This is a genomic window from Mesorhizobium sp. AR02, assembly GCF_024746835.1.
Taxonomy (GTDB): Bacteria; Pseudomonadota; Alphaproteobacteria; order Rhizobiales; family Rhizobiaceae; genus Mesorhizobium.
The window spans coordinates 1943323-1965617 of sequence record NZ_CP080531.1 but is presented as its reverse complement, the minus strand read 5'-3'; the positions used below and the strand labels follow the sequence as shown (position 1 = coordinate 1965617).

Below are 22295 nucleotides of genomic sequence, written 5' to 3'. Positions count from 1 at the left end.
TTTGATGTCGATGGCCAGGCAGGTCGTGATATCATATACACAGCCCGCTCGACGCAAGCGACGCCTGCGCCACCGCAAGGACGGAGACTGGATGTGACTGCTTCCATCGCGCCGATCGCGCGCGACAATCTGACGACCCGCGTCTACGAAGAGCTGCGCCGCGCCATGATGGAAGGCCGCTTCTGGCCGGGCCATCGCTTCAAGATCCGCGATCTTGCCGCCAGCCTTCAGGTGTCCGAAACGCCGGTGCGTGAGGCGCTGATGCAGTTGGTCCGTGAAAAGGGCCTGGAGATGGAGGCGGGGCGTTCGATCACCGTCGCCCAGCTGTCGCTCGCCCAGTATCTGGAGCTGCGCAGCATTCGCCTGCATCTCGAAGGCATGGCGGGTGCTGCGGCGACGACGCGCATCGAGCCGCGCGAGATCGACCGTCTTGCGGCGGTGCATGAGAGGCTGATCGCCGACGAGGACAATGGCCGCTGGTTCGAAGCCGTCCGCGACAATTGGGAATTCCACCACTCGATCTACCAGGCGGCTGGCATGCCGGAGTTGCTTGCCATCATCGAGGGCATCTGGCTGCGCAATGGCCCGCTGGTCAACTACCAGTACCCGAACGCCAGGCCGACCTATGACGGACGCCACCGTCATCTCGACATTCTCGACGCGCTGCGCGCCCGCGACGAGAACGGCGTGCGCAAGGGCATCCAGCAGGACATGATCGAAGGCGGACGTTTGCTGGTCAAGGTTTTGGAAAGGCTGAACGACGGCTCGGTCACCCCTGAGGAACTGCGCCGCGCGGCACAGAACGGCCGCCTGGTGTCGGCGGCCAGCTAAGCGATCTTTTCTCTCCAAACGCACAGGCGTTGGCTCACGCCACCTGCGCCGCCGCGGCCATGCCGGCATCGGCGGCCTGCAGCGCCAAATCCACGTCCTTCGCGGTGTGCGCGGCGCTCAGGAACATGTTGTGCCGGGGATGGAAATAGGCGCCCTCGCGCAAGGCGGCCGAGCAGAAGGCATCGGCCTTTTTGAACTCGCCATCGCCGTCGAACAGCACCATCGGCATCGACACCGGTCCGGTCTGGCGAAGCGAAAGGCCATGCTTCTTCGCCGCCGCATCGAGCCCCGAGCGCAATCTCTCGCCAGCCGCATTCATGCTGGCGATCGCATTGGTGTCGCGCAGCGTCTTGATGGTGGCGATCGCGGCGGCCATGGCAACGGCGCCATACCAGAATGATCCCGTCACATAGACCTTGGTCGCCGCTTCGCGAAAACGGTCGGTGCCGGTGATGGCGGCAAGGGGATAGCCATTGGCGATCGCTTTCGAGAAGGCGGAAAGGTCGGGCCGTACGCCGAGCGGCTCCCAGCTGCCGGCGAGATCGATGCGGAAACCGGCCCGCACATCGTCGACGATCAGTGCTGCGTCAGCAGCAGTGGCGAGTTCCCGCGCGCGCCTGGCGAAGGCGGCGATCGGCAGTTCCTGGTCGCGGGCAATGTCGTGGCGGAAGGCGGTGACGACGACAGCGGCGAGATCATTGCCCGCCTGCTCGACCGCTGCCTCCAGGCTGGCAACGTCATTGTAGTCGAAATGGATCAAATGGGCGCGGTCCTCGGCGGTGACGCCGGCGAGCGAGGGTGTGCACCACGGCACCGCGCCATGATAGGAGCCGCGCGCCACCAGCACCTTGCGCCGGCCAGTGCCGGCGCGCGCGATGGTCACGCAGGCCGTGGTGGCGTCGGTGCCGTTCTTCTGCAGCATCGCCCAGTCGGCATGGGCGACGGTCTTGACCAGCAGCTCGGCCAGTTCGACCAGCACCTCACCGGGACCGTTCATCGCATCACCGAGGCTGCGCTGCCGCGCCGCCGCTTCCTCGACCGCCTGATGGTGATGGCCAAGGATATTCGGGCCCCAACTGCACATCAGGTCGATGTATTCGCGGCCGTCGACATCCCAGACCCGGCAGCCATCGGCGCGTTCGAAGAACTGCGGATAGGCGGAGCCGAGATAGCGGGTAGCCATATGGCCCCACATGCTGCCCGGAATGACCGAGGCCGCGCGTTCGCGCAGCAATTGGTCCTTGGAGTTGATCAGGGCAGGCATGACGACGTCTCCGCTCATTGATATATCATATATTATTTTGAATGCTGGAAGAACAGGATTTTCCAGTCTTCCAAAGTGGGAAAACGGGAGGCGGTTGGCCGCCTCCCGCAATCTGTTCGCCTAGTGGCTGAGTTCGGCCAGCGGCAGGTTGCAGCAGGCGCTGTAGCGCACGCCTTTTACGTCGGACTTGTAGGCCAGGATCAGGTTCGGGCTGACCAGCGGCAGGATGATCCTGTCCTTGATCATTTCCTCGCCAGCCTGGTGCCAGAGCTTGGCGGCCTCGTCACCGCTCGCTGCAAGGGCCGCCTTGTAGATCTCGGACTCCTTCGGGTTGAGCACCGACGGCTCGCGTTCCGCGCCTGCGCGGCGCGACCACGGGCTGCCCTTGGTCATGGCGAAATACTCGATGTACTGCGAGGTGCCGTAATAGTCCGGCGCGTAGAACACCGCCGTCATCGGGATGCCGTCGCCATTGATGCGCTCGCGCCAGTTGGCGAAGGGGATCGGCTGCAGGTCGAGCTTGATGTTGACCTTGGCCAGATCCTGCTGGACCTTCTGCATCAACAGCGAGAGATCGACGCCATAGACGTTCATGCCCGGAAAGGCCGCTTCCATCTCGAAGCCGTCGGCATGGCCGGCCTTGGCAAGCGATTCCTTTGCCTTGGCGAGGTCATAGGGCTGTGCCTCGAAACCCGAACCGCCGGGGAAACCGAGCGGGATCGGCGCGCTGATCAGCTGGCCCTCGGAGCCGATGGTGAAGTCGAGGATGCTCGGACGGTCAAGCGCAAGCGAGATCGCCTCGCGCACCTCAGGCGTCAGCGGCACCTTGTTGGCCTTGGCGCCGGGCGACAGCGCGACATAGATGAAGTTGTAGGACGGCACCGTCTCGATCTTGACGTCGCTGCCCGTCATCGTCTTGGCGGTATCCGGGTCGATCTGCATGGCGATGTCGGCGGTGCCGCTCTGCAGCATCTGTGCCTGCGCCACCGCGTCCTTGGTCTGGCGGATGACGACTTCGCTCAGCGCCGGCGCGGTGCGCCAGTACTTGTCGTTGCGCACCAGGCGCACTTCCGAATTCGGCTCATAGGATTTCAGCACGAACGGCGCGCTGCCGGCCGAATGCGCCAGGAACCAGGCCTCGGCATTGTCCGTCGTCGAGGCATCCGCACCGGCCTTGGCGCCGGCTTCGGAAGCGACCTTGCTGTTGACGACGGCCGTATAGGGCGCTGCCGCGATGTTGAGGAATTCCGAACTCGGCGCCACCATCTTGACCACGACCGTATGCGCGTCCGGGGTCTCGATTGAGGCGACATTGTCCATCAGGAACGAAGCACTGCCCTTGAGGTTCTTCAGCCGCTCCCACGACCATTTCACGTCCTTGGCCTCGACCGGCGAGCCGTCGGAGAATTTGGCGGCCGGGTCGAGCGTGAAGGTGAAGCTAGTCTGATCCGCATTGCCTTCCCACTTGGAAGCCAAGAGCGGGATCAGCTTGTTGTCCTTGTCCAGCGTCAAGAGCGATTCATAGACGCTGGAATTGTAGATCTGGCAGGTGTCGCAGAAGGCGCGGTGCGGATCGAGCGAGTTGAGGTCGATGTTGCGCGCGATGACCAGCGGCTTGCTGTCCTGTGCAAACGTCGCTGGCGCCCAGAAGGCACTGGTGGCCATAAGCGCGGCCGCCAGCATCGTGGCCCTGGTCTTGGTTTTTGGTAGGATATTCATGTCATTTCTCCCATTTTCTTGTCGGATCGTTTTGGCAATGCGTTCGCTTTATCCGCCCACGCTGGTGAGGGATCGAAGCGCGGCCTTGAGCTTGTCAGCGCCGCCCAGTGCGGCCCGGTTGAGCGGGGCCGATACGACGGGAGCCGAGAGGCTGCCCGTCACATGCAGGATCTCGTGGTCGAGATAGTCGAACACGCGGTCCTGAATCTCCTGTGTCAGCCGTCCGCCAAGCGACAACCCGCGCTGTACCTGCTCGACGACGGCGACGCGGTTGGTCTTGCGGATCGAGGTTTCCACCAGTGGCCAGTCGAGCCCGGTCGGGTCGAGGCTGCGCAGGTCGATGATCTCGGCATCGACGCCGGTCTCCTCGACCACTTGTGTGGCGACGGACACCATGCTGGCGCTGGTGAGCAGCGTGCAGGCGCTGCCCGGCCTGACGATCTTCGCCTTACCCAACCGCACGTAATAATCGCGGTCATCGGTCGGAACAGGGCCTTCGTTCGGGAACAATTCGACATGCTCGATGACGACCACCGGGTCGTCGCATTTCAAGGCCGAATTCATCAGGCCGACATAGTCGAAGGGCGTCGTCGGCGCGACGATACGCCAGCCGGGATAGAGCGCGAACAGGCCTGACGGATCGCCCGAATGCTGCGAGCCGTAGCCGGTGTGCGGCGAGACACGAACCCGCACCACGATCGGCACCGGAAAGCCGCCGCCGAACATGTGGCGCACCTTGCTCACCGCATTGAAAAGCTGGTCGGCGGCGACCAGGCAGAAATCGCCGAACATGATTTCGACGATCGGCCGAAGGCCGCACAGTGCCGCGCCCAGCGCCACGCCGACAAAGCCGTTCTCGGCGATCGGCATCGCCAGCACGCGTTCTGGCCAGCGCTCCAGTGCGCCCTTGGTGGCGCCGGAGACGCCGCCGCGCAGCCGGTGCACGTCTTCGCCCATGATGATAATGCGCGGGTCCCGCTCCATGGCGCGTGCGATCACCTCGGATGCGGCAACCATGAACTTGACAGGCCTGGTCTCGGCCGGCGGCACGTCCTCGATCTCAAGGAAACGCTCGTCCATGAGTTCCGACAGGTCGCCGCGGATCTGGTTGTCGACTTCGCCGGCGTCTGGCCACAGATGGTCGGGAATGCGCAGCGCATTGCCGCTCATTTCGGTCAGCGAGTCCGCGGCGGTGTTGACCACGTCCATGACCCGCTGCTCGAGCGTGGCGAGGTCGGCGGCACCGAGAATGCCCATGGTCTTCAGCCGTGCCGCCATTGTGGTGAGCGGATCGCGTGCCTTCCAGGCATCCTCCTCGGCCCGCGTGCGGTAGCCGAATTCGCTGCCTGGGCGCGCACCGCTCTGGTGCAGAAAGCGGTAGCAGAGCGCTTCAATCAGCACCGGGCCGCCCTCGTCCTCAATCACCCGGCGCGCCTCGCGCATGGCGTGATGCACCGCCACCACATCCATGCCGTCGCATTCTATGCCGCGAAACCCCAGCATCGGGCCGCGCGAGGCGAGCCGCGTCTCGCGCGTCTGTTCGCTGACATGGGTAGAGACGGCATAAAAATTATTTTCGGCGAAGAAGATCACCGGCAGCCGGTAGAGGGCAGCGATGTTCATCGCTTCATAGGCCGGTCCGGCCATCATCGTGCCGTCACCGAAGAAGGCGACCGAGATATTGCCGGTGGCAAGCAGCTTGTCGGCCAGCGCATAGCCAGCCGCATGCGGCAGGTTGCCGCCGATGATGGCGCTGGTGCCCGGAATGCCGGAGGCGTCGTCACGCATATGCATCGAGCCGCCACGCCCGCCGCAATAGCCCGCGTTGAGACCCATGATCTCGGCCATCAGGCCGCGCACCGACCCCTGCATGTCCGGATTGAAAGCGTCGTGCAGCGGATCGAATCCTCCAGGGGTCTGCGCGTTGACGAGCTTCGCCAGCACCTGGTGGTGGGCGCGGTGGGTGCCGTTGATGCGGTCGCCGGTGCCGAGCATCGACATGGCGCCGACCGCCGTCGCCTCCTGGCCGATGCTTGCGTGTGCGGGCCCGTGCACCAGCCCGGCATTGGCGAGGTCGAGCACCTTTTCCTCGAACCGGCGGATCAGCAGCATCTGGTGATACCAGCGCACCAGGCTCGACACCTCGGCGGCGTTCCAGTCCGAATCGTCGACGTCGAGCCGCAACCAGGGCGCCGATGGCTGGATCGATGTCTGTTGGACCATTCAGGCTAGTTCCATTCTGGTAGATGATATATCAAATATTTTCTCAGTCGATTGTGTCAGGTCTTTTTTCTGGGCATGACACACTAGCTTACGGGGGGTCGGCAGATAAATGGAATTAAATTTCATTTTCCGCGCGAAGCCAAGACTAAGCTGGGATGGCGTGGTTCCGCAAGAGGAATTTTGAGGTGGTCGGCCGGTCATTCCGGTCTTGAACCGAACGCCGGACGAAAGCGCGCTATGTCCTTGACCGCGGCGAGTATGTCGACATCCCCTCAGATTTCAGGTGCGATCCTTCTTTGGTATGATATTATCACACCAATCTTATAGGAGCGATCATGGCCGCCACCGAAAAACGCACCTTCAGCCTGCCGACGGAGCAGGCTGCCTTCATCGACCGCCTCGTTGAATCAGGAACCTATGCGACCAGCAGCGAAGTGATCCGCGCAGGGCTTCGCGCCCTGCAGGAGCGCGACGCTGCCGTAGAGCGCTGGCTGCGCGAGGAAGTCGTGCCGACCTATGACAAATGGAAGGCAGACCCTTCCCGAGTCATCCCGGCCGACCAAGGTTTTGACAGCATCCGTGCGCATCACGCTACCCGCCTCAAGGGGGACGAGTGAAGCACCGACATGTTGTTCTGATGCCGGAAGCCCAAGCGGACTTGCGGTGGATATACGATACCATCGCGTCGGCCGCCGGCAACGCCACGGCCATGCGCTATATAGAGCGGATCGAAGTCCATTGCCGGGGGCTTGACTACGCTTCGGAGCGAGGGACACGCCGTGACGATCTGCGGCGGGGGCTTCGGGTCATCGGTTTCGAGCGCCGTGTGACAGTGACCTTTACCGTGGAACCCGACCAAGTGGTGATTTTGCGTGTGTTCTATGGCGGCGCCAATTGGGAGGATGAGCTCTAATCTGCAGCGGGAAAGAGCAGCAAATTGCTTGAACTGTCCGAACCCAGGCTATCGATCGGCCCGGTGCTGAAAAAACTGCAGGAACAGCTCCCTCTCGGTGGTGATGTCGAGCTTTTCATAGATGCGCCGGCGGTGGTTCTTGACCGTGCCGACGGTGATGCCGAGGCGCTCGGCGATGTTGGCGGTCGGATGGCCGGCGAGGATCAGTTGCACTAGCTCGCGCTCGCGCAGCGACAGTTCCGGCCACAGGCCCATCGGGATGGTCGGCTCCTGCCGCGGCGAAGCGCCTGGGCCGGTCGGCGCCGTCGTGCGGAAGAAGTCGCGTCCGCGCGCCTTGATGTCGAGCGCATGCAGCGCCTCGAACACCGGCAGCCGCTCGTCCAGCAGGGCGATCTCGCTGTCCTTGAACGCACTGGTCGAGCGATCAAGGAAGATGCCGAGGCACCAGTCGCCGCCATCGGCCAGCATGATGCCGACCTCGTCGCAGATCTCCGATTGCGCCAGGAAGCCGGCTATGTATTGGCCGCGCTTGGCTTCCTCGTCGGCAAGCCGCTTCAGCGGCATGATGCCCAATCGGCGCTCGCGCCGCCACGAGGCATAGAACGGGTCGAACACGTAGTAGCTGGCGAGATAGCGCTGGACCATCTCGTCGGAAAAGCGCCGGTGCTTGACGAATTCCGGTGTCTGCGTCGTCGAATAGCGCGTCACCGTCACCAGGTCATGGTCGATATCAGCGCCGATCAGGTCGATCAGGCAGTCGACATGTCTGTCCGTGCCGGTGGCGGCGATCGCCTTGGCGAGCGGCGCCCAGATGTTGCCCATGCGCATGCCCTTTTCTCGGCGATCCCGGTCCGACCGTCATTGTGTCTTTAGGCATATGGCGCAAGGCCGCCTCTCGAATCTAGCCTTGCGTCATCCTAGACCCAATCTCGAGGCGACCGTGACCCAACCCCATCCCTCTGCCCCGATAATCGGCAACCCGATCGTCATTGGTATCGACGCCGGCGGCACCATGACCGACACGATCCTTGTCGATCAGGACGGCCACTTCAAGATCGGCAAGTCGGCGACGACGCCGAAGAACGAGGCGGAAGGCTTCCTGGCCTCTGCCGAGGACGCGGCGGATGCCTGGGGCATCTCACTGGAGCAGCTGTTTTCCGGCGTCAACGTCGTGCTCTATTCCGGCACCGGCATGCTCAACACGCTGTTGTCGCGCACCGGCCGCCGGCTCGGCCTGATCACCACCAAGGGCCTGGAAGACATGATCCTGATGGGCCGTGGGCTGCAGGCCTGGGCCGACTATTCCTATGCCGACCGGCTGCATGCGGTGACTCACCACCATCCAGATCCGCTGGTGCCGCGCCGCCGCACCCATGGCGTCACCGAGCGCATCGACCAGTTCGGCGACATCGTGCTGGCGCTCTACGAGCACGAAGTCGCTGCTGCGGCCAAAAAGCTGATCGCCGACAAGGTCGAGGGGATCTGCATCATGACGATCTTCTCGCACGTCAATCCGGTGCACGAGAAGCGCATTGCCGAGATCTGCCGCGAGGAGATCGACAAAGCCGGCGCCGACATCACCGTCTACACCAGCCACGAGGTTCGGCCGGTCATCCGCGAACAGTCGCGGCTGAACTCGGTGCTGATCGAGGCCTATGCCACCTCGCGCGGCCGCAAGCAGCTCAAGGGCATCGAGGACGTCTCGAAAAAATACGGCTTCAAATATGGCGTGCAGACGCTGCTTTCCTTCGGCGGCCTGACCTCGATCAACCACCCGCGCCTGCACGAAACCATGATCTCCGGCCCGATCGGCGGCATCCTGGGGGCGGCCTATGTCGGCAAGCTGATCGGCAATGATTCGCTCATTTGCTCTGACATGGGCGGCACCTCGTTCGACATGGGCGTCATCTCGCGCGGCCAGACCCGGATCGAGAACGAGCCGCTGATGGACCGTTTCAAGCTCAACGTGCCGACGCTGCATCTCGACACGATCGGCGCCGGCGCCGGCATGATCCTCAAGGTCGATCCGCTGACCAAGAAGGTCTCGCTCGGGCCGGAAAGTGCGGGCTCCGATCCCGGCCCGATCTGCTTCGCCAAGGGCGGCACCGAACCAACCATCGCCGATTGCGACGCCATTCTTGGTCGCCTCAATCCGTATTATTTCCTCGGCGGCAAGGTCGTGCTGCAGGTCGAAAAGGCGCGCAAGGCGTTCGAGGAAAAATGCTCCAGCGTGCTTGGCGTTGGGGTCGAGGAGGCCGCAGAGGGCATGATCGACATGCTGGAGGCCGACGCCAACAACGCATTGCGCCGCGTCATCTCCGGCCAGGGCATCCACCCCTCGGAATTCACCCTGCTTTCCTATGGTGGCTCCGGTCCGCTGCATCTCGCCGGCTGCTCAAGGGGCATCGGTTTCAAGGACATCATCACCTTCCAGTTCGCTGCCGCCTTCTCCGCCTTCGGTTGCACCACGGCCGATTTCATGCGCCGCCATTCGGTGTCGACACAGCACGACATTCCCGCCCGTGCCGACGAGGCAACGCTGGCTGCTTTCGGGGCCAAGGTCACCAATGTCTGGAATGATCTGACCAAGGCCACGGTCGACGAGATGATCACCGACGGCCACGCCCGCGAGAAGATCAAGACGGTGCCGTTCCTGATGATGCGCTACACCGGCCAGCTCGAGGACGTCGAAGTCATGGCGCCGCTTGCCGAGGTCAATTCGGCTGACGACATGCGCAGGGTCATCGACGAATTCGAGGCGGTCTATGCCAAGGTCAACCATCGCGTCTCGCGCTATGGCGAAGCCGGCTTCACCATCACCGAACTCGGGCTGATCGCCACAGCCGACAAGGTCAAGCCGGTGCTGCTCAAGCGGCCGCTCGGCAAGTCCGACCCGGCAGCCGCCCATAAGGGCGTGCGCGAGGCTTACATTGGCGGACGCTGGCACAAGGCCAATCTCTACGAGATGGACCTTCTGCAGCCCGGCCATGAAGTCATCGGCCCAGCCATCATCGAACATCCCGCCACCACGCTCGTCGTTCATCCGCAGGACCGCGTCCATGTCGATGAATGGACGCTGCTGCACTACACCCACGCTTGAGAGGGCACCGCCATGTTGGACAAACCTGCTTCGGCCCTGCGCCTTCGCGAAAGACTGCTCGATTCCGAGCGGCTGATGGAAGAGACCGGCTGCTATGACGGCATCACCGAACTCACCCTGCGCAACCAGGATCCGCTGAAATTCGAGACACTGCACACCAAGCTGCGCGCCTATTGCGTCTCGGCCCGCGAAATGGCCCGCCGCATCTCGGCTTCGCCGGGCGTGCGCGAGGTCGGCGAGATGGTGGTAGCCATCTACACCCCCGAAGGTGACGCCATCGCGCTCTCCAACGGCATCATGGTGCATGTCCACACGATGAGCCGCTTCATCAAATGGATGATCAAGAACAATTACGAGGAAAACCCGAAGATCCGCGAGGGCGATATCTTCGCTAACAACGATGCCTTCATCGGCACCGTGCAGGTGCCCGATGTCATGGACGTGGTGCCGATCTTCCATGAGGGCACGCTGGTCGGCTGGGCCGGCGCTGTCTGCCACGAGCTGGAGGCCGGCGGCATCACCCCTGGCGGCGACGTCTGCCTGGCGCAGGAGCGCTTCACCGAAGGGCTGTTCGTCTGCGCCGAGAAGATCGGCGAGAATGACGAGATCCGCCGCGACTACGTCATCCGCTGCGAGCGCAATCTGCGCATGCCGATCTATTGGGTGCTCGACGAGAAGGCCAAGGTCGCCTCCTGCATCGACATGCGCGAAAGCGTCAAGCAGCTGATCTCCGAGATCGGCCTCGACTACTGGATGAAGGTATCGAAGGAGTTCATCGAGGAGGGCCGCCGCGCCCAGCTCGCCCGCACCCGCCAACTCACCGTGCCAGGCATCTATCGCGGCCATACCTTCTATGGCCACGTGACGGCGGGCAAGCCCGGCTTCCAGCTGCTCGGCGATCCCGACTGGCTCTACAACATCCCGATCGAGATGGAGATCACCACCGACGGCAAGATCACCATGGACTTCGAGGGCACCCAGCCCTGGGGCTACCATTCGATGAACTGCACGCCGGCCGGCATGGATGGCGGCATGTTCGTCACCTTGACCCAGCACATGAATTTCGAAGGCCTGGTCAATGACGGCGCCTGGATGGCGACCGAACTGAAACTGCCGCACGGCACCTGGACCAACCCCGACAACGAGATGGTGGCGACCGCCACCTCATGGGCGCTGCTGCTGCCAGCCTACGGCGTGTTCCAGCGGCTTTTGTCGCGCGGCTTCGTGGCGCGCGGGTTCGTCGAGGAGGCCTTCGTCGGCCAGGTCAACAGCCCGATGATCGAGATGGGTGGCGAGAGCCAGTACGGCACGCCGTTCGGCATGGCGCATTTCGAATGCGCTGCCGCTGGCTCCGGCGCGCTGGCCATCGCCGACGGTCTCGACACCGCCTATGTCGGCTGGAACCCGGAATCCGACATGGGCAACATCGAGGTCTGGGAACAGTCGATGCCGATGGTCTATATCGGCCGCTCGATCGTCCCCAATTCGGGCGGCGCCGGTAAATATCGCGGCGGCTGTTCCTTCGTCTCGACCTGGCTGATCAACAAGACCTCGCATCTGCGGCTCCACACCTCGGAGCACTCCTCGCGCGTGTTCGACAATGGCGGCATGTGCGGCGGTTATCCGGCGCCGACCTGCCAGAAGCATCGCGCCGTGCGCAACTCCAACATCCATGAACTGGCGGCCAAAGGCGAACCGCTGGCGCATGCGCCCGGCATCGACCCGCATGTCTCCGACTACGAGAAGAACATCGGCGGCGACCATGTCGTGGTCGAGGGCCCCTACATCACCGCGCCGCACAAGGAAGGCGACATCTTCAGCCATTCCTACAATGGCGGCGGCGGCTATGGCGACGTGCTGGAGCGTGATCCGATCAAGACGGCCTGGGATGTCGAAAACGGGTTCCTCACCCGCCAGGCGGCCGACCAGATCTTCGGCATCGTGTTGAAAGACGACGCCGAGGGCTATCCGGTTGCCGACATCGACGCCACGGTCGAACGCCGTGCTGCCATGCGCAAGGAGCGGCTGGCCAAGGCAATTCCCGTTTCGGACTGGATCGCTGCCGAGCGTGGCCGCGTTGAGAAGGCCGACTTCGCCCCCGAAGTGAAGAAAATGTACGCGAGCGCGATCAAGCTTTCCTCGCGCTTCACCAGGGAATTCAGCGATTTCTGGAACGTCGACGCCAGATCGATCTTCATGCCGGGAGCAAAGCCATGACCGCGTACAGCAAGGAAGTCCTCCGCGATCTGGCCGCCGGCCAGCTGCCCTGGCCGCAGACGCGGCGCATCATGAGCGCCTACAAGGACGATGACCGCTTCTTCAAGATGGTCGCCGTCTACCAGGACCGCGTCGCCTGGAAGGACCCGATCCTGCTGCCGGTCTCGGATCATTTGTTCATCTGCCAGAGTGGCGACGAGCGGATCACCCGCTGCGAATGCGGCCACTCCTTCGGCGACTACCGCAAGAACTGGAAGCTCAAGGCCGCGATCATCGTGCGCAACACCGAGGAATCGTTGCGCGAGATCTATCCGAACAGCGATATCCCCGATCCGCAGTGGATGGAAATCCGCGAATTCATCTGCCCGCAATGCGGCACCATGCACGAGGTCGAGGCGGCCGCCCCCGGCTATCCCATCGTGCATGATTTCGAACCCGACCTCGAAGGTTTCTATCGCGAATGGTTGGGCAAACCACTCTAGAGTCTTGGCTTAACGCAATTCCGGACGGAAAACTGTTCGACACTTTTCCTGGAATTGCTTGGGGGATATTGATCTTGTGAACCGCGTCGCAGGCAAGGTAGCGCTCGTCACCGGGGCCGGCATGGGCCTCGGGCGGGCGGCTGCGTTGCTGCTGGCGGCCGAGGGCGCCAAGCTTGTCGTCACCGACATCGATGAGGCAGCCGCCCGGGAGACGGCCGACCTGATCGGTAAGGACGGCGGTGAAAGTCTTTTCCATCGTCACGACGTTTCCAACCCTGAAGATTGGCCGTGGGTGATGGAAGCGACGGCGAAAAGATTCGGCCGGCTCGACGTGCTGGTCAACAATGCCGGCATCGCCATTGCCAAGAACATCGAGGACACCTCGCTTGAGGATTGGCGGCGCACCATGGCCGTCAATCTCGACGGTGTGTTCTTCGGCTGCCAGCAGGGCATCGCCTTGATGAAGCAGTCGGGCGGCGGCTCGATCATCAATTTGTCGTCCATCGACGGCATCATCGGCGAGGCCGACCTCGCCGCCTACTGCGCGTCCAAGGGCGGTGTGCGCACGCTGACCAAGGCTGTCGCCGTGCACTGCGCCGAACAGCGCTACGGCATCCGCTGCAACTCGATTCACCCCGGCTACATCTGGACGCCGCAGACCGAAAATTATCTGCGCGATCTCGGCAAGCTCGAGCAGGAGAAGGCCAAGGCCTTGGCCCGCCATCCCATAGGTTTTCTCGGCGAACCGAACGACATCGCCTACATGGTCCTCTACCTCGCCTCGGATGAATCCAAATTCGTCACCGGCTCCGAAATGGTCGTCGATGGAGGCTATCTTGCCGTCTGAATTTCAAACCTCGTTGGGCCTGATTGCCCGCACTGAACTGTCCGGAGAACACGCATGATGACAAACCTTTCCGGCCGCAGCGCGATCGTCACCGGCGGGTTTTCCGGCATGGGTTTCGCCATCGCCACGGCTCTGGCGCAGGCCGGCGCCAATGTCGCCGTCGGCTCCTACATCGCGCCCGCCGGCAGCGACAAATCCGATGCCGCTTACTATCCCGGCGCCGATGAGATCGAGCGCGTGCGCTCGGCCCTGTCTGCATATGGCACAAGGGTTCATGCCGCCCATCTCGATGTCCGCGACAGCGAGGTGACCAACCTTTTCGCCGCCGAAGCCCAGGCGGCCATTGGTCAGGCCGACATCCTGGTCAACGCCGCCGGCACCACCGCCGAGCAGCCGGTTTGCGGCCATTCCGACGCGCTGTGGGACAAGATTGTCGACACCAATCTGACCGGTGCCTTCAGAGCCACACGCGCCGTGCTGCCCGGCATGATCGAGCGACGTTGGGGCCGCATCGTCAACATCGGCTCGACCGCCGCCTCCGTCGGCTGGAAGGACAATCCGGCCTACTGCGCCTCCAAGGCCGGCCTTCTCGGCCTGACTCGTTGCGTGGCGCTGGAGGGCGCCGCACACGGCGTTACCTGCGTCATGATCAGCCCGACCTGGGTCGAGACAGAACTGATGCGCCGCAATGTGGCGCAGGTCGTCGAGCGCGAGGGCAAGGGCCGCAGCGCCGAGGCGGTGATGGACGAATTCAGGAAGGGCAATCCCCAGGGGCGCATGCTGCAGCCGGAAGAGATCGCAGCCCTCGCGGTCTTCCTGTGCTCGGATCTGGCCAAGGGGATCACCATGGAGAACATCCAGATAACGGGTGGAGCCTTATGGTAGTAACCCGGCCGGCAAGGAGCGTTCCCAACCCCTCGCCGCCAGCGAGGGGACGAGCGGGAACGTCACGCCGCCCGCAGCTGAAGCCTTTTCAGTTTCGACACCGTGCCCGCGCCAAGCATCTTTTCCGAATATTCGATGAGCAGCGCTCTCGCCTCCAGATGCGAGATGTCGCCATCGGAGTGGCCGCGCCGCAGCCAGAAGCCGTCAAGCATGGCGGCAAAGCCGCGCACGAAGTGGTCGATCTCGCTCTTCGACCACAGCGGCGACAGCGCCGAACCTATGTTCGAGCGCAGGCGCTTGTAGAAAAGATCCTGCAGCCTTGCATAGCGGGGGTTGTGAGCGGCTTCCGCGTAGAAGGAAACCCAGGCGTTGGCGGTGTTGCGCTCGAACTTCTCCTCCGGAAAATTGCCGTCGACGATCGCCGTCAGGCGATCCCACCTTGTTTCCGCCTGGCGCAGATTGACCACGACGGCATCCATCAGAACGCGGTTGGCGTACCGCACCATCTCGAACAGCACCTGATCCTTGTCCTTGAAATAGTAGGTCAGGATGCCTTGCGACATGCCGGCTTCGTGGCAGATGCGGGTGGTCGTCAGACCTTTCAGGCCATCGCGCAGGAAGATGCGATGCGCCGCCTCGATCAGCTCGACCCGCCTGATGTCCTCGATACGGGTCCGTTGTTTCTTTGTCCTGGTCGTCATGGGTTTCGTATATCCGACGAAATTTTTGTACGCTCTAACAAATTTTTCTGTTGTCATATAATTTTCGCCGACCTAGGCTGCAAAGGCAAGCATTGGTCAGGCAGGCTATCGATGACGTCGCACACCCAAACGATGCGGGCCGCGGTCCTCGGCAGGTATGGTGAGCCGCTCGATGTCACCAGCGTGCCTCGCCCCGTCGCCGGTCCCGGCCAGATCCTGGTGCGGCTGCAAGCCTGCGGCGTCTGCCACACCGATGTGCATATCTGGCGCGGCGAGAGCGTCCCGCCGCATGCGCCTTCCCCCTTCGTCATGGGCCATGAGGGCGTCGGTCGCGTCGAGGCGATCGGCGAGGGCGTGAGCGGCTGGGCGCTCGGTGACCGGGCAGGCGTGCCCTGGATCCACGACACCTGCCGCCATTGCGACGAATGCCTGGATGGCGACGAATCCTTCTGCCAGCACCATCGCGCGCATGGTCTGAACGTACCTGGCGCCTTTGCCGAATATGTGGTCTGCGACGCCAGCTTCGCGGTCACGCTGCCCGAGACCATCGACCCGGTGACCACCGCCCCGGTGATGTGCGCCGGCATCACCGCCTATGGCGCGGTGAAGCGGGCCGGGTTGAAGGCAGGCGAGAGCGCCATCGTCTTCGGCTGCGGCGGGCTTGGCCTCTATGCGGTGCAGATCGCCAGCCGGCTCGGCGTCAAGGTGCTGGCGGTCGATCGCGATCCGGCGAAGCTGGAAATCGCTCGCCGCTATGGCGCTGTCGAAACCGAGATCGCCGACAGCGGCCTGCCGTCGAGGCTCGCGGCGAGGAGCGAAAAATATCACGCCTGCATCAACTTCGCGCCCACCACCGCGACCTGGGACGCCATGGTCGCGGGCATCCGCCCGCGCGGCAGGATCATTGCCGCCGCCATGGTGTTCCAGCCGGTGCCACTCATTCAGGAGTGGCTGACGGCCACCGGCGTCGTCATCACCGGCACCAGCGTCGGCACAAGGCAGGAGATGCGCGAACTGGTCGCCATGCACGCAGAGCAACCGCTCGAAACCACCGTCGAGACCATCAGCCTGGACCAGGTCTCGGACGCGCTCGCCACGCTGGAAAGCGGCCAGTCGAAAGGCAGGTTCGTCATCGACTTCACGGGGTAGTCGACCGGAATGCCCGCCGCCGGGGGAGTGGCGCGCGGGGCTAAAGCAATTCCAGGAAAAGTGTGAAGCGGTTTTCCGTCCGGAATTGCGTCAAAGCAAAGAGTTAGAGCGGTTCGCCGTTTCCGTGAAACGGTGAACCGCTCTAGCGGCAGCCTCGCCATCAAGGATGAAATTCAGCTCGAACCATAACATCCAAAACAGGGGAATGATCATGCCGAATTCAAGGAACAGACTGAGAAATGCCGGAATTGGCCTGGCGCTGGTGCTTGCCGCCACGACGTCGGGCCTGAGCGCCGAACTCGGCGCCAAGGACGAGCCGATCAAGCTCGCAATGCTCGAATGGACCGGCGCGCATGTCTCCACCCACATCGCCGGGCAGTTGCTGGAGAAGCTCGGCTACAAGGTCGAATACGTCACCGCCGGCAATTTCCCGCAATTCTCCGGCCTTGCCGACGGCACGCTGAGCGCCTCGGTCGAAGTCTGGATGAACAATGTCGGCGACATCTATCCCAAGACGCTTGCCGCCAAGCAGATCGAGGACATCGGCAAGCTCGATCTGAAGACGCAGGAAGGTTGGATCTATCCGAAATTCATGGAAAAAATCTGCCCCGGTCTTCCCGACTGGACCGCACTGAACAAGCCGGAATGCATCCAGGCGCTGTCGACGCCCGAGACCGCGCCCAACGGCCGCTTCCTCGACTATCCCGCCGATTGGGGTTCGCGCGCGGCGACCATTCTCGCCGACAACACCATGCAATACACCGCCGTGCCGGCGGGATCGGAAGGCGCGCTTGTCGCCGAGCTTGAAGCCTCCGAGGCCGCCAAGTCGCCCTTGGTCATGATGTTCTGGGGGCCGCACTACGCGCTTGCCGAAAACGAAGTCGGCTGGATCACCATGCCGCCCTGCAAGGTCCAGAGCAACGACCACTGCATCACCCCGCCCGATGTCGACAAGATCGTCTGGTCAGGCTTCGGCGCCAAATGGCCCGCGGCCTACGCCTTCCTCAAGACGTTCAAGATGGACGCCACCGAACAGCAGAAGCTGATGCTGGCCGTCGACAAGCAGGGCAAGGATCTCGACGCCGTCGTCAAGGAATGGGTCGACAAGAACGAGACCGTCTGGAAGCCCTGGGTCGATGCGGCCAAGTGACAAGCGGCCAAGTGACAAGCGTCCATGTCTCCCCGCTCGTGCGGCGGCCGGTTTGCCGGCCCGGCTTCGCATTTTGCGGAGCCGGGTTCGGCTCGTGTGAGGGCCTGAAGCGATGAATGCCGCCACACCTTCGATCAAGCTCGCCTGCCGCAATGTGTGGAAGGTCTATGGGCGTCGTCCCGCCTATTACTTCGATTCCCGCGGCTACGTCATCGAGCCGGACGCGCTGGCCGAACGGCTGCGCGCGGAGGCGCATCTCCCGGCCGTGGTCGATGCCACCTTCGAAGTCGCGACCGGCGAGATCTTCGTCATCATGGGGCTCTCCGGTTCCGGCAAGTCGACGCTGGTGCGCTGCCTGTCACGGCTGGTCGAGCCGAGCGCCGGCGAAATCCTGCTCGACGGCCAGGATCTGCTGAAGGCCAGCGGCAAGGAGCTGATAGAGCTGCGCCGCCACGCCATGGGCATGGTGTTCCAGAATTTCGGCCTGCTGCCGCATCTCACCATTCTGGGCAATGTCGCCTTCCCGCTGAAGATCCAGGGCAAACCTATCAAGGACCGCGAAGCCCGTGCCCGCGAGATGATCGCGCTGGTCGGGCTGGAAGGCCGCGAGGCGTCCTTTCCGCACCAGCTTTCCGGTGGTCAGCAGCAGCGCGTCGGCATTGCCCGCTCGCTCGCCGTCGGGCCGGAACTGTGGTTCCTCGATGAGCCGTTCTCCGCGCTCGATCCGCTGATCCGCCGCCAGATGCAGGACGAGTTCCTGCGGCTCCAAAGGATGCTGAAGAAGACCATCGTCTTCATCACCCATGACATGGCCGAAGCCTTCCGCCTGGCCGACCGGCTCGCCATCATGCGCGCCGGCAAGATCGTCCAGATCGGTCGCCCGGCCGACATCGTGCTCAACCCGGCCGATGATTATGTCGCGCAGTTCACCGAGGACATGCCGCTGCTGCGCGTCATCACGGCAGGTGATCTCGCGACGCCGCTGGAGGCAACAGCCGCGCCCGATGAGACCATCGCTGCCGACACCAGCCTGGAGGAGCTCATCCCGCGCCTAGCGTCTGGCGTTCGCGCCTTCCGCGTCGCGGGCGAGGGCGCCGCACCGCCGGCACTGCTGACCGCCGGTTCCGTGCTGGCCGTGCTGGAGCGCGAACAGAAAAGGCGCACGCGCTCGTGACCGCGCCGGCCGCATCATTTCGATCCTCGCCGAGGGTGGCGATCGAGCCGGCGCTTCTACCGTGGTGCGTGTTCATCGTGCTGAGCGCACTGTGTCTTGTCCTGAAGACCGATCTCCCCTGGCTGGTGACGTTCCCGAAGGAGTGGACCTTGCCGCTGGCGCCGGCCATCAACGCGGTCACTGACGCCGTCGTGACCGTCGTCCAGCCGGCATTTCGTGCTCTGTCCGCCATACTCGACGCGCCGATGCGTGGCGCGCGCCTGGTGTTGGTCTGGCTGCCATGGCCAGCGGTGATGCTGGCGGTGGCGGTGCTGGCGCTCAAATCGAGTGGCATCCGGCTGGCGGCGTTCGCGCTGCTTGCGCTCGGCTACATTCTGATCGCCGGCTATTGGCCGCAAAGCATGAGCACGCTGTCGCTGGTGCTGCTCGCCGTGCCGATCTCCACCGGGCTCGGCTTTACGCTTGGCGTGCTTGGCCATGGCAGTCGGCGCCTGCGCCCGGCACTGCTCGGCGCGCTCGACCTGATGCAGACCGTGCCGGCCTTCGCCTATCTCATTCCGCTGCTTCTGCTGTTCGGCTTCGGGCCGGTGGTCGGGCTGATCGCCAGCGCCATCTATACAACGCCGCCAATGGTGCGCAACACCATGCTCGGGCTGGACCGCGTGCCCTCCGACATCGGCGAGGCCGGGCTGATGAGCGGCTGCACGCGACGCCAGCAATTCTGGCAGGTCGAGGTGCCGACCGCTCTGCCGCAGATCCTTGTCGGCTTCAACCAGACGACGATGGCGGCGCTCTCCATGGTGATCGTCGCCGCCATCATCGGCGGCTTCGAGGATATCGGCTGGGAGGTGCTGTCGTCGATGCGCAAGGCCGAGTTCGGCCAGAGCATCCTGTCGGGTCTGGTGATCGCGCTGCTCGCCATCCTCATCGACCGGCTGACCATCGGCTTCGCCAAGGAGCGCCCGAGCGGACCGACGGCGGCCATGGCCTGGATGACCGGCCGCCGGCTCGTCATGGCCTTGCTGCTCGCGGCCTTGCTAGCGATAGCCATCCGCTTGATATGGCCGGATGATCCATGGCTGCCGGCGAGCGGGCTGCGCATGCAGGTCGGCGGCATCAATCAATGGCTGCTCGGCCTCGTGCGCGACTATGCCTGGTTCTTCGACGGCCTGCGCAACGGCGTGCTGTATTGCCTGCTGCTGCCACTCAGGATCGGCATATCGGGTGCCGCCGTTCCTGCCATCTGGGGTTTTTCGCTCTCGCCGGCCGCGAATGCGGCCTACTTCGTTGCCGTTCTGCTCGCCATCGCATTGCTGCTGCATCGCCTCGGCTGGCGGCAGGCGCTGGCAGTGCTGGTCGCCGGGACCTTGCTTTACACCGGTTTTCTCGGCTTTCCCTGGCCGGTCTTCATCCTTGGCATTGCGCTGCTCGCCTTCCAGGTCGCCGGCCTGCGGCTCGCGCTTTTTGCCGCGGCGGGATTCCTCCTCATCCTCGTCAACGGTCTGTGGGGTGCGCTGATCCAGTCGCTCTATCTCTGCACACTGGCGGTGCTGCTTTGTCTGGTGATCGGCGGCGCGCTCGGCGTCTGGGCGGCTTACAGCGAACGCGCCTCCCGCGCACTCAGGTCGGTCTGCGACGCGCTGCAGACCGTGCCGCAATTCGTTTTCCTCATTCCGGCGCTGATGTTCTTCAAGGTCGGCGAGTTCACCGCGCTGATCGCCATCATGCTCTACGCCATCGTGCCGCCGATCCGCTATGTCGAGCACGGTTTGCGGCATGTGCGCGCCGATATTGTCGAGGCGGTCGAACAGATGGGTGCGACACCTGCGCAGACGCTGTTCCAGGCCAAGCTGCCGCTGGCGCTGCCGGTGGTAATGCTGGGCCTCAACCAGACCATCATGGCCGCACTCTCCATGCTGGCGATCGCGGCGTTGGTCGGCACACGCGATCTCGGCCAGGCGGTCTATGTCGCGTTGGGCAAGGCCGATGCCGGCATGGGCCTGATCGCCGGCCTGTCGATCGCCTTTCTGGCGATCCTCGCCGACCGCCTGATCCAGGCGGCCGTGGCGGGGCGGGCTACCGGCTGATCTCTCCCTATTCGCGCCCATGTAAGACAAGGTGACCGGATTTGCCATTGAGCCCGGGGTGCGATAGGTTATATTGCACTGCACAATGGAGATGCCGTTTATTGCACGCCCCTGTTTGCGGATATGCCGGCCGGCTTGCAGCCTGCCGGGCTTCCTGGCCTTTGGTCGCGTCAACGGGACTCTGAGATGAAAATTCCAAAGTCCCTGCTGGTCGATCCCGAGAAGAACTCAGTCTATGGCGCCTTTGCCGTGGCCGTCTCGATCTGGGCGTTCTCCTATTCCGTCATTTTCGGCCAGATGCTGATCCTGGCTTACTATGCCGTCTGGCTTCCGCTCATCCTGGTCGACTACCGGCGCTTCCTGCGGCAACTCTCCAGCGCCTGGCTGCCGCTGCTGTTCGCGGCCTATATCTGCTTCACCATCTTCTGGTCGCAGGCACCCGGCATCACCGCGAGAACGGCGGTCCAGTACTTCTCTCACATCCTCTGCGCCTACGTCGCCGCGCGCACCGTCAGCGTGCGCACCCTGACGCTTGGTGCCCTGATCGGGATATTCTTCGTCCTGCTCTACTCGCTCAAGGTCGGAGCCTATTCCGAGGACGTCCTCGACGGCAGCTATAACTTCGTCGGCGCCTTTGCCTCCAAGAACCAGATCGGCTTCGTCGGCTCGCTCGGCATCTATTTCTCCGTGGTGTTCCTTGTCTTTCTGCGGCGTGGCCGGCTGAGCTTCATGCTGACGGTGCCAGTCGTGCTGTTGTCGGCCTATGTGCTGGCCGTCTCGCATTCCGCCACCTCGATAGCCTCCATACCGGCGGTCCTGGCGCTGATCGCGCTCCTTGCCATGAGCAAGCTTTTGTCGCGACGCTATCGCCGAGTGATTTTCCTGGTCGGTGTCGGCCTGATCGTGGTGGTGGCCCTTGTTTCGCTCAATCTCGGGCTCATGGACTTCGTGCTTGGCATCTTCGGCAAGGATTCGACGCTCACCGGGCGGACATATCTGTGGGAACAGGGCTGGAACGCCGCGCAACGCTCGCCGATCCTTGGCATCGGCTACGCCGCCTATTGGGTGCAAGGCTTTGCCGAGGCCGAGCGGCTATGGAACGAATTCTACATCACGAGCCGCACAGGCTTCCATTTCCACAACACCTATATCGAGGCGCTTGTCGAGCTCGGCTTCACCGGTGCGGCGATGCTGTCCCTGATCATGCTGCGCACGCTTTACGGCCACGTCTCGACGGTAATCTTCAGGACGTGGCAAGCGGGGCCGGTGATTCTCATCGGCGTGATGGTGCTGCTGCTCATACGCTCCTTCGTGGAGGTCGACATTCTCAACCCCTACGTGACCGGCTCCTTTCTCATGTACTACAGCTTTTTCAAGCTGGCGAAAGTGCCAGCCACCAATCCGCGGCGGTCCGCGGTCAGCTTTGCGGAACCACCGAACCCGAATCGCATGGGCCTGGAGCGGGATCCCGAAAGATGGAATCCGGCGTTCGTAAAAGGTCATGCCCAAACAAACAAATAGTCCTGTCCTGACCCGCACTCATCCTGTCAGGG

Annotated in this window: 18 protein-coding genes; 13 read left to right on the top strand and 5 right to left on the bottom strand. The window is 63.4% G+C overall.

Features of this window, described 5'->3' with window-relative positions:
• The first annotated feature begins 93 nt into the window (after window positions 1-93).
• A complete protein-coding gene (locus DBIPINDM_RS13710) occupies window positions 94-831 on the top strand; it encodes a GntR family transcriptional regulator (RefSeq protein WP_258587757.1) in 738 nt (245 codons plus the stop codon).
• A gap of 34 nt (window positions 832-865) precedes the next feature.
• Here DBIPINDM_RS13710 and DBIPINDM_RS13705 read toward each other — a convergent pair whose 3' ends face one another.
• From DBIPINDM_RS13705 to DBIPINDM_RS13695, 3 genes are all read right to left on the bottom strand, one after another.
• Window positions 866-2095: an aminotransferase class III-fold pyridoxal phosphate-dependent enzyme gene (locus tag DBIPINDM_RS13705; RefSeq protein ID WP_258587756.1), complete on the bottom strand. Its 1230-nt coding sequence runs from the start codon at window positions 2093-2095 to the stop codon at window positions 866-868.
• Window positions 2096-2215: 120 nt separating this feature from the next.
• Window positions 2216-3778: an ABC transporter substrate-binding protein gene (locus DBIPINDM_RS13700; protein ID WP_258589260.1), complete on the bottom strand. Its 1563-nt coding sequence runs from the start codon at window positions 3776-3778 to the stop codon at window positions 2216-2218.
• 84 nt (window positions 3779-3862) lie between these two features.
• Complete coding sequence (locus DBIPINDM_RS13695) at window positions 3863-6037, bottom strand: alpha-ketoacid dehydrogenase subunit alpha/beta (protein WP_258587755.1); 2175 nt, start codon at window positions 6035-6037, stop codon at window positions 3863-3865.
• Between the two features lie 335 nt (window positions 6038-6372).
• On the opposite strand from DBIPINDM_RS13695, the gene DBIPINDM_RS13690 reads away from it, so the two are divergent.
• Together DBIPINDM_RS13690 and DBIPINDM_RS13685 are read left to right on the top strand one after the other, a co-directional pair.
• A complete protein-coding gene (locus DBIPINDM_RS13690) occupies window positions 6373-6654 on the top strand; it encodes a type II toxin-antitoxin system ParD family antitoxin (RefSeq protein ID WP_258587754.1) in 282 nt (93 codons plus the stop codon).
• A 20-nt stretch (window positions 6655-6674) separates the two neighbouring features.
• The gene (locus DBIPINDM_RS13685; RefSeq protein ID WP_258587753.1) at window positions 6675-6950 is read left to right on the top strand and encodes a type II toxin-antitoxin system RelE/ParE family toxin; all 276 of its coding nucleotides are present in this window, start codon (window positions 6675-6677) and stop codon (window positions 6948-6950) included.
• 48 nt (window positions 6951-6998) lie between these two features.
• Here DBIPINDM_RS13685 and DBIPINDM_RS13680 read toward each other — a convergent pair whose 3' ends face one another.
• Window positions 6999-7778: a helix-turn-helix transcriptional regulator gene (locus tag DBIPINDM_RS13680; RefSeq protein WP_258587752.1), complete on the bottom strand. Its 780-nt coding sequence runs from the start codon at window positions 7776-7778 to the stop codon at window positions 6999-7001.
• A gap of 142 nt (window positions 7779-7920) precedes the next feature.
• On the opposite strand from DBIPINDM_RS13680, the gene DBIPINDM_RS13675 reads away from it, so the two are divergent.
• The 5 genes from DBIPINDM_RS13675 to DBIPINDM_RS13655 all read left to right on the top strand — a co-directional run bounded on the left by DBIPINDM_RS13675 (window position 7921) and on the right by DBIPINDM_RS13655 (window position 14481).
• The gene (locus DBIPINDM_RS13675; protein WP_258589259.1) at window positions 7921-10050 is read left to right on the top strand and encodes a hydantoinase/oxoprolinase family protein; all 2130 of its coding nucleotides are present in this window, start codon (window positions 7921-7923) and stop codon (window positions 10048-10050) included.
• Between the two features lie 12 nt (window positions 10051-10062).
• Window positions 10063-12267: a hydantoinase B/oxoprolinase family protein gene (locus tag DBIPINDM_RS13670; protein ID WP_258587751.1), complete on the top strand. Its 2205-nt coding sequence runs from the start codon at window positions 10063-10065 to the stop codon at window positions 12265-12267.
• A complete protein-coding gene (locus tag DBIPINDM_RS13665) occupies window positions 12264-12749 on the top strand; it encodes an acetone carboxylase subunit gamma (protein WP_258587750.1) in 486 nt (161 codons plus the stop codon). Before DBIPINDM_RS13670 ends, DBIPINDM_RS13665 begins: the two co-directional genes overlap by 4 nt.
• 76 nt (window positions 12750-12825) lie before the next feature.
• Window positions 12826-13596, top strand: coding sequence for a glucose 1-dehydrogenase (locus DBIPINDM_RS13660; protein WP_258587749.1), 771 nt, complete (start codon window positions 12826-12828; stop codon window positions 13594-13596).
• 57 nt (window positions 13597-13653) lie between these two features.
• Window positions 13654-14481 carry an SDR family NAD(P)-dependent oxidoreductase gene (locus DBIPINDM_RS13655; protein WP_318036950.1) on the top strand — a complete coding sequence of 276 codons (828 nt, stop codon included), beginning with the start codon at window positions 13654-13656 and terminating at the stop codon, window positions 14479-14481.
• A gap of 62 nt (window positions 14482-14543) precedes the next feature.
• Here the strand turns inward: DBIPINDM_RS13655 and betI are convergent, their stop codons facing one another.
• Window positions 14544-15182, bottom strand: coding sequence for a transcriptional regulator BetI (gene betI / locus DBIPINDM_RS13650; RefSeq protein WP_258587747.1), 639 nt, complete (start codon window positions 15180-15182; stop codon window positions 14544-14546).
• A 111-nt stretch (window positions 15183-15293) separates the two neighbouring features.
• Here betI and DBIPINDM_RS13645 point away from each other — a divergent pair, with 111 nt between their 5' ends.
• From DBIPINDM_RS13645 to DBIPINDM_RS13625, 5 genes are all read left to right on the top strand, one after another.
• Window positions 15294-16331, top strand: coding sequence for an alcohol dehydrogenase catalytic domain-containing protein (locus DBIPINDM_RS13645; RefSeq protein WP_258587746.1), 1038 nt, complete (start codon window positions 15294-15296; stop codon window positions 16329-16331).
• 211 nt (window positions 16332-16542) lie between these two features.
• Complete coding sequence (locus tag DBIPINDM_RS13640) at window positions 16543-17481, top strand: ABC transporter substrate-binding protein (RefSeq protein WP_258587745.1); 939 nt, start codon at window positions 16543-16545, stop codon at window positions 17479-17481.
• Window positions 17482-17593: 112 nt separating this feature from the next.
• The gene (locus tag DBIPINDM_RS13635; RefSeq protein WP_258587744.1) at window positions 17594-18655 is read left to right on the top strand and encodes a quaternary amine ABC transporter ATP-binding protein; all 1062 of its coding nucleotides are present in this window, start codon (window positions 17594-17596) and stop codon (window positions 18653-18655) included.
• On the top strand, window positions 18652-20742 hold the full coding sequence (locus tag DBIPINDM_RS13630) for an ABC transporter permease (RefSeq protein ID WP_258587743.1): 2091 nt from the start codon (window positions 18652-18654) through the stop codon (window positions 20740-20742). The genes DBIPINDM_RS13635 and DBIPINDM_RS13630 overlap by 4 nt, the downstream gene beginning before the upstream one ends.
• A 186-nt stretch (window positions 20743-20928) precedes the next feature.
• The gene (locus DBIPINDM_RS13625) at window positions 20929-22263 is read left to right on the top strand and encodes an O-antigen ligase family protein (protein ID WP_258587742.1); all 1335 of its coding nucleotides are present in this window, start codon (window positions 20929-20931) and stop codon (window positions 22261-22263) included.
• Window positions 22264-22295 lie beyond the last annotated feature (32 nt).

Coding starts and splice junctions, on each gene's coding strand:
- DBIPINDM_RS13655 (WP_318036950.1), top strand. CDS start 13,654: ATGACAAACCTTTCCGGCCGCAGCGCGATCGTCACCGGCGGGTTTTCC.
- DBIPINDM_RS13645 (WP_258587746.1), top strand. CDS start 15,294: ATGACGTCGCACACCCAAACGATGCGGGCCGCGGTCCTCGGCAGGTAT.
- DBIPINDM_RS13685 (WP_258587753.1), top strand. CDS start 6,675: ATGCCGGAAGCCCAAGCGGACTTGCGGTGGATATACGATACCATCGCG.
- DBIPINDM_RS13625 (WP_258587742.1), top strand. CDS start 20,929: ATGAAAATTCCAAAGTCCCTGCTGGTCGATCCCGAGAAGAACTCAGTC.
- DBIPINDM_RS13695 (WP_258587755.1), bottom strand. CDS start 6,037: ATGGTCCAACAGACATCGATCCAGCCATCGGCGCCCTGGTTGCGGCTC.
- DBIPINDM_RS13680 (WP_258587752.1), bottom strand. CDS start 7,778: ATGCGCATGGGCAACATCTGGGCGCCGCTCGCCAAGGCGATCGCCGCC.
- betI (WP_258587747.1), bottom strand. CDS start 15,182: ATGACGACCAGGACAAAGAAACAACGGACCCGTATCGAGGACATCAGG.
- DBIPINDM_RS13640 (WP_258587745.1), top strand. CDS start 16,543: ATGCCGAATTCAAGGAACAGACTGAGAAATGCCGGAATTGGCCTGGCG.
- DBIPINDM_RS13670 (WP_258587751.1), top strand. CDS start 10,063: ATGTTGGACAAACCTGCTTCGGCCCTGCGCCTTCGCGAAAGACTGCTC.
- DBIPINDM_RS13635 (WP_258587744.1), top strand. CDS start 17,594: ATGAATGCCGCCACACCTTCGATCAAGCTCGCCTGCCGCAATGTGTGG.
- DBIPINDM_RS13700 (WP_258589260.1), bottom strand. CDS start 3,778: ATGCTGGCGGCCGCGCTTATGGCCACCAGTGCCTTCTGGGCGCCAGCG.
- DBIPINDM_RS13665 (WP_258587750.1), top strand. CDS start 12,264: ATGACCGCGTACAGCAAGGAAGTCCTCCGCGATCTGGCCGCCGGCCAG.
- DBIPINDM_RS13705 (WP_258587756.1), bottom strand. CDS start 2,095: ATGCCTGCCCTGATCAACTCCAAGGACCAATTGCTGCGCGAACGCGCG.
- DBIPINDM_RS13690 (WP_258587754.1), top strand. CDS start 6,373: ATGGCCGCCACCGAAAAACGCACCTTCAGCCTGCCGACGGAGCAGGCT.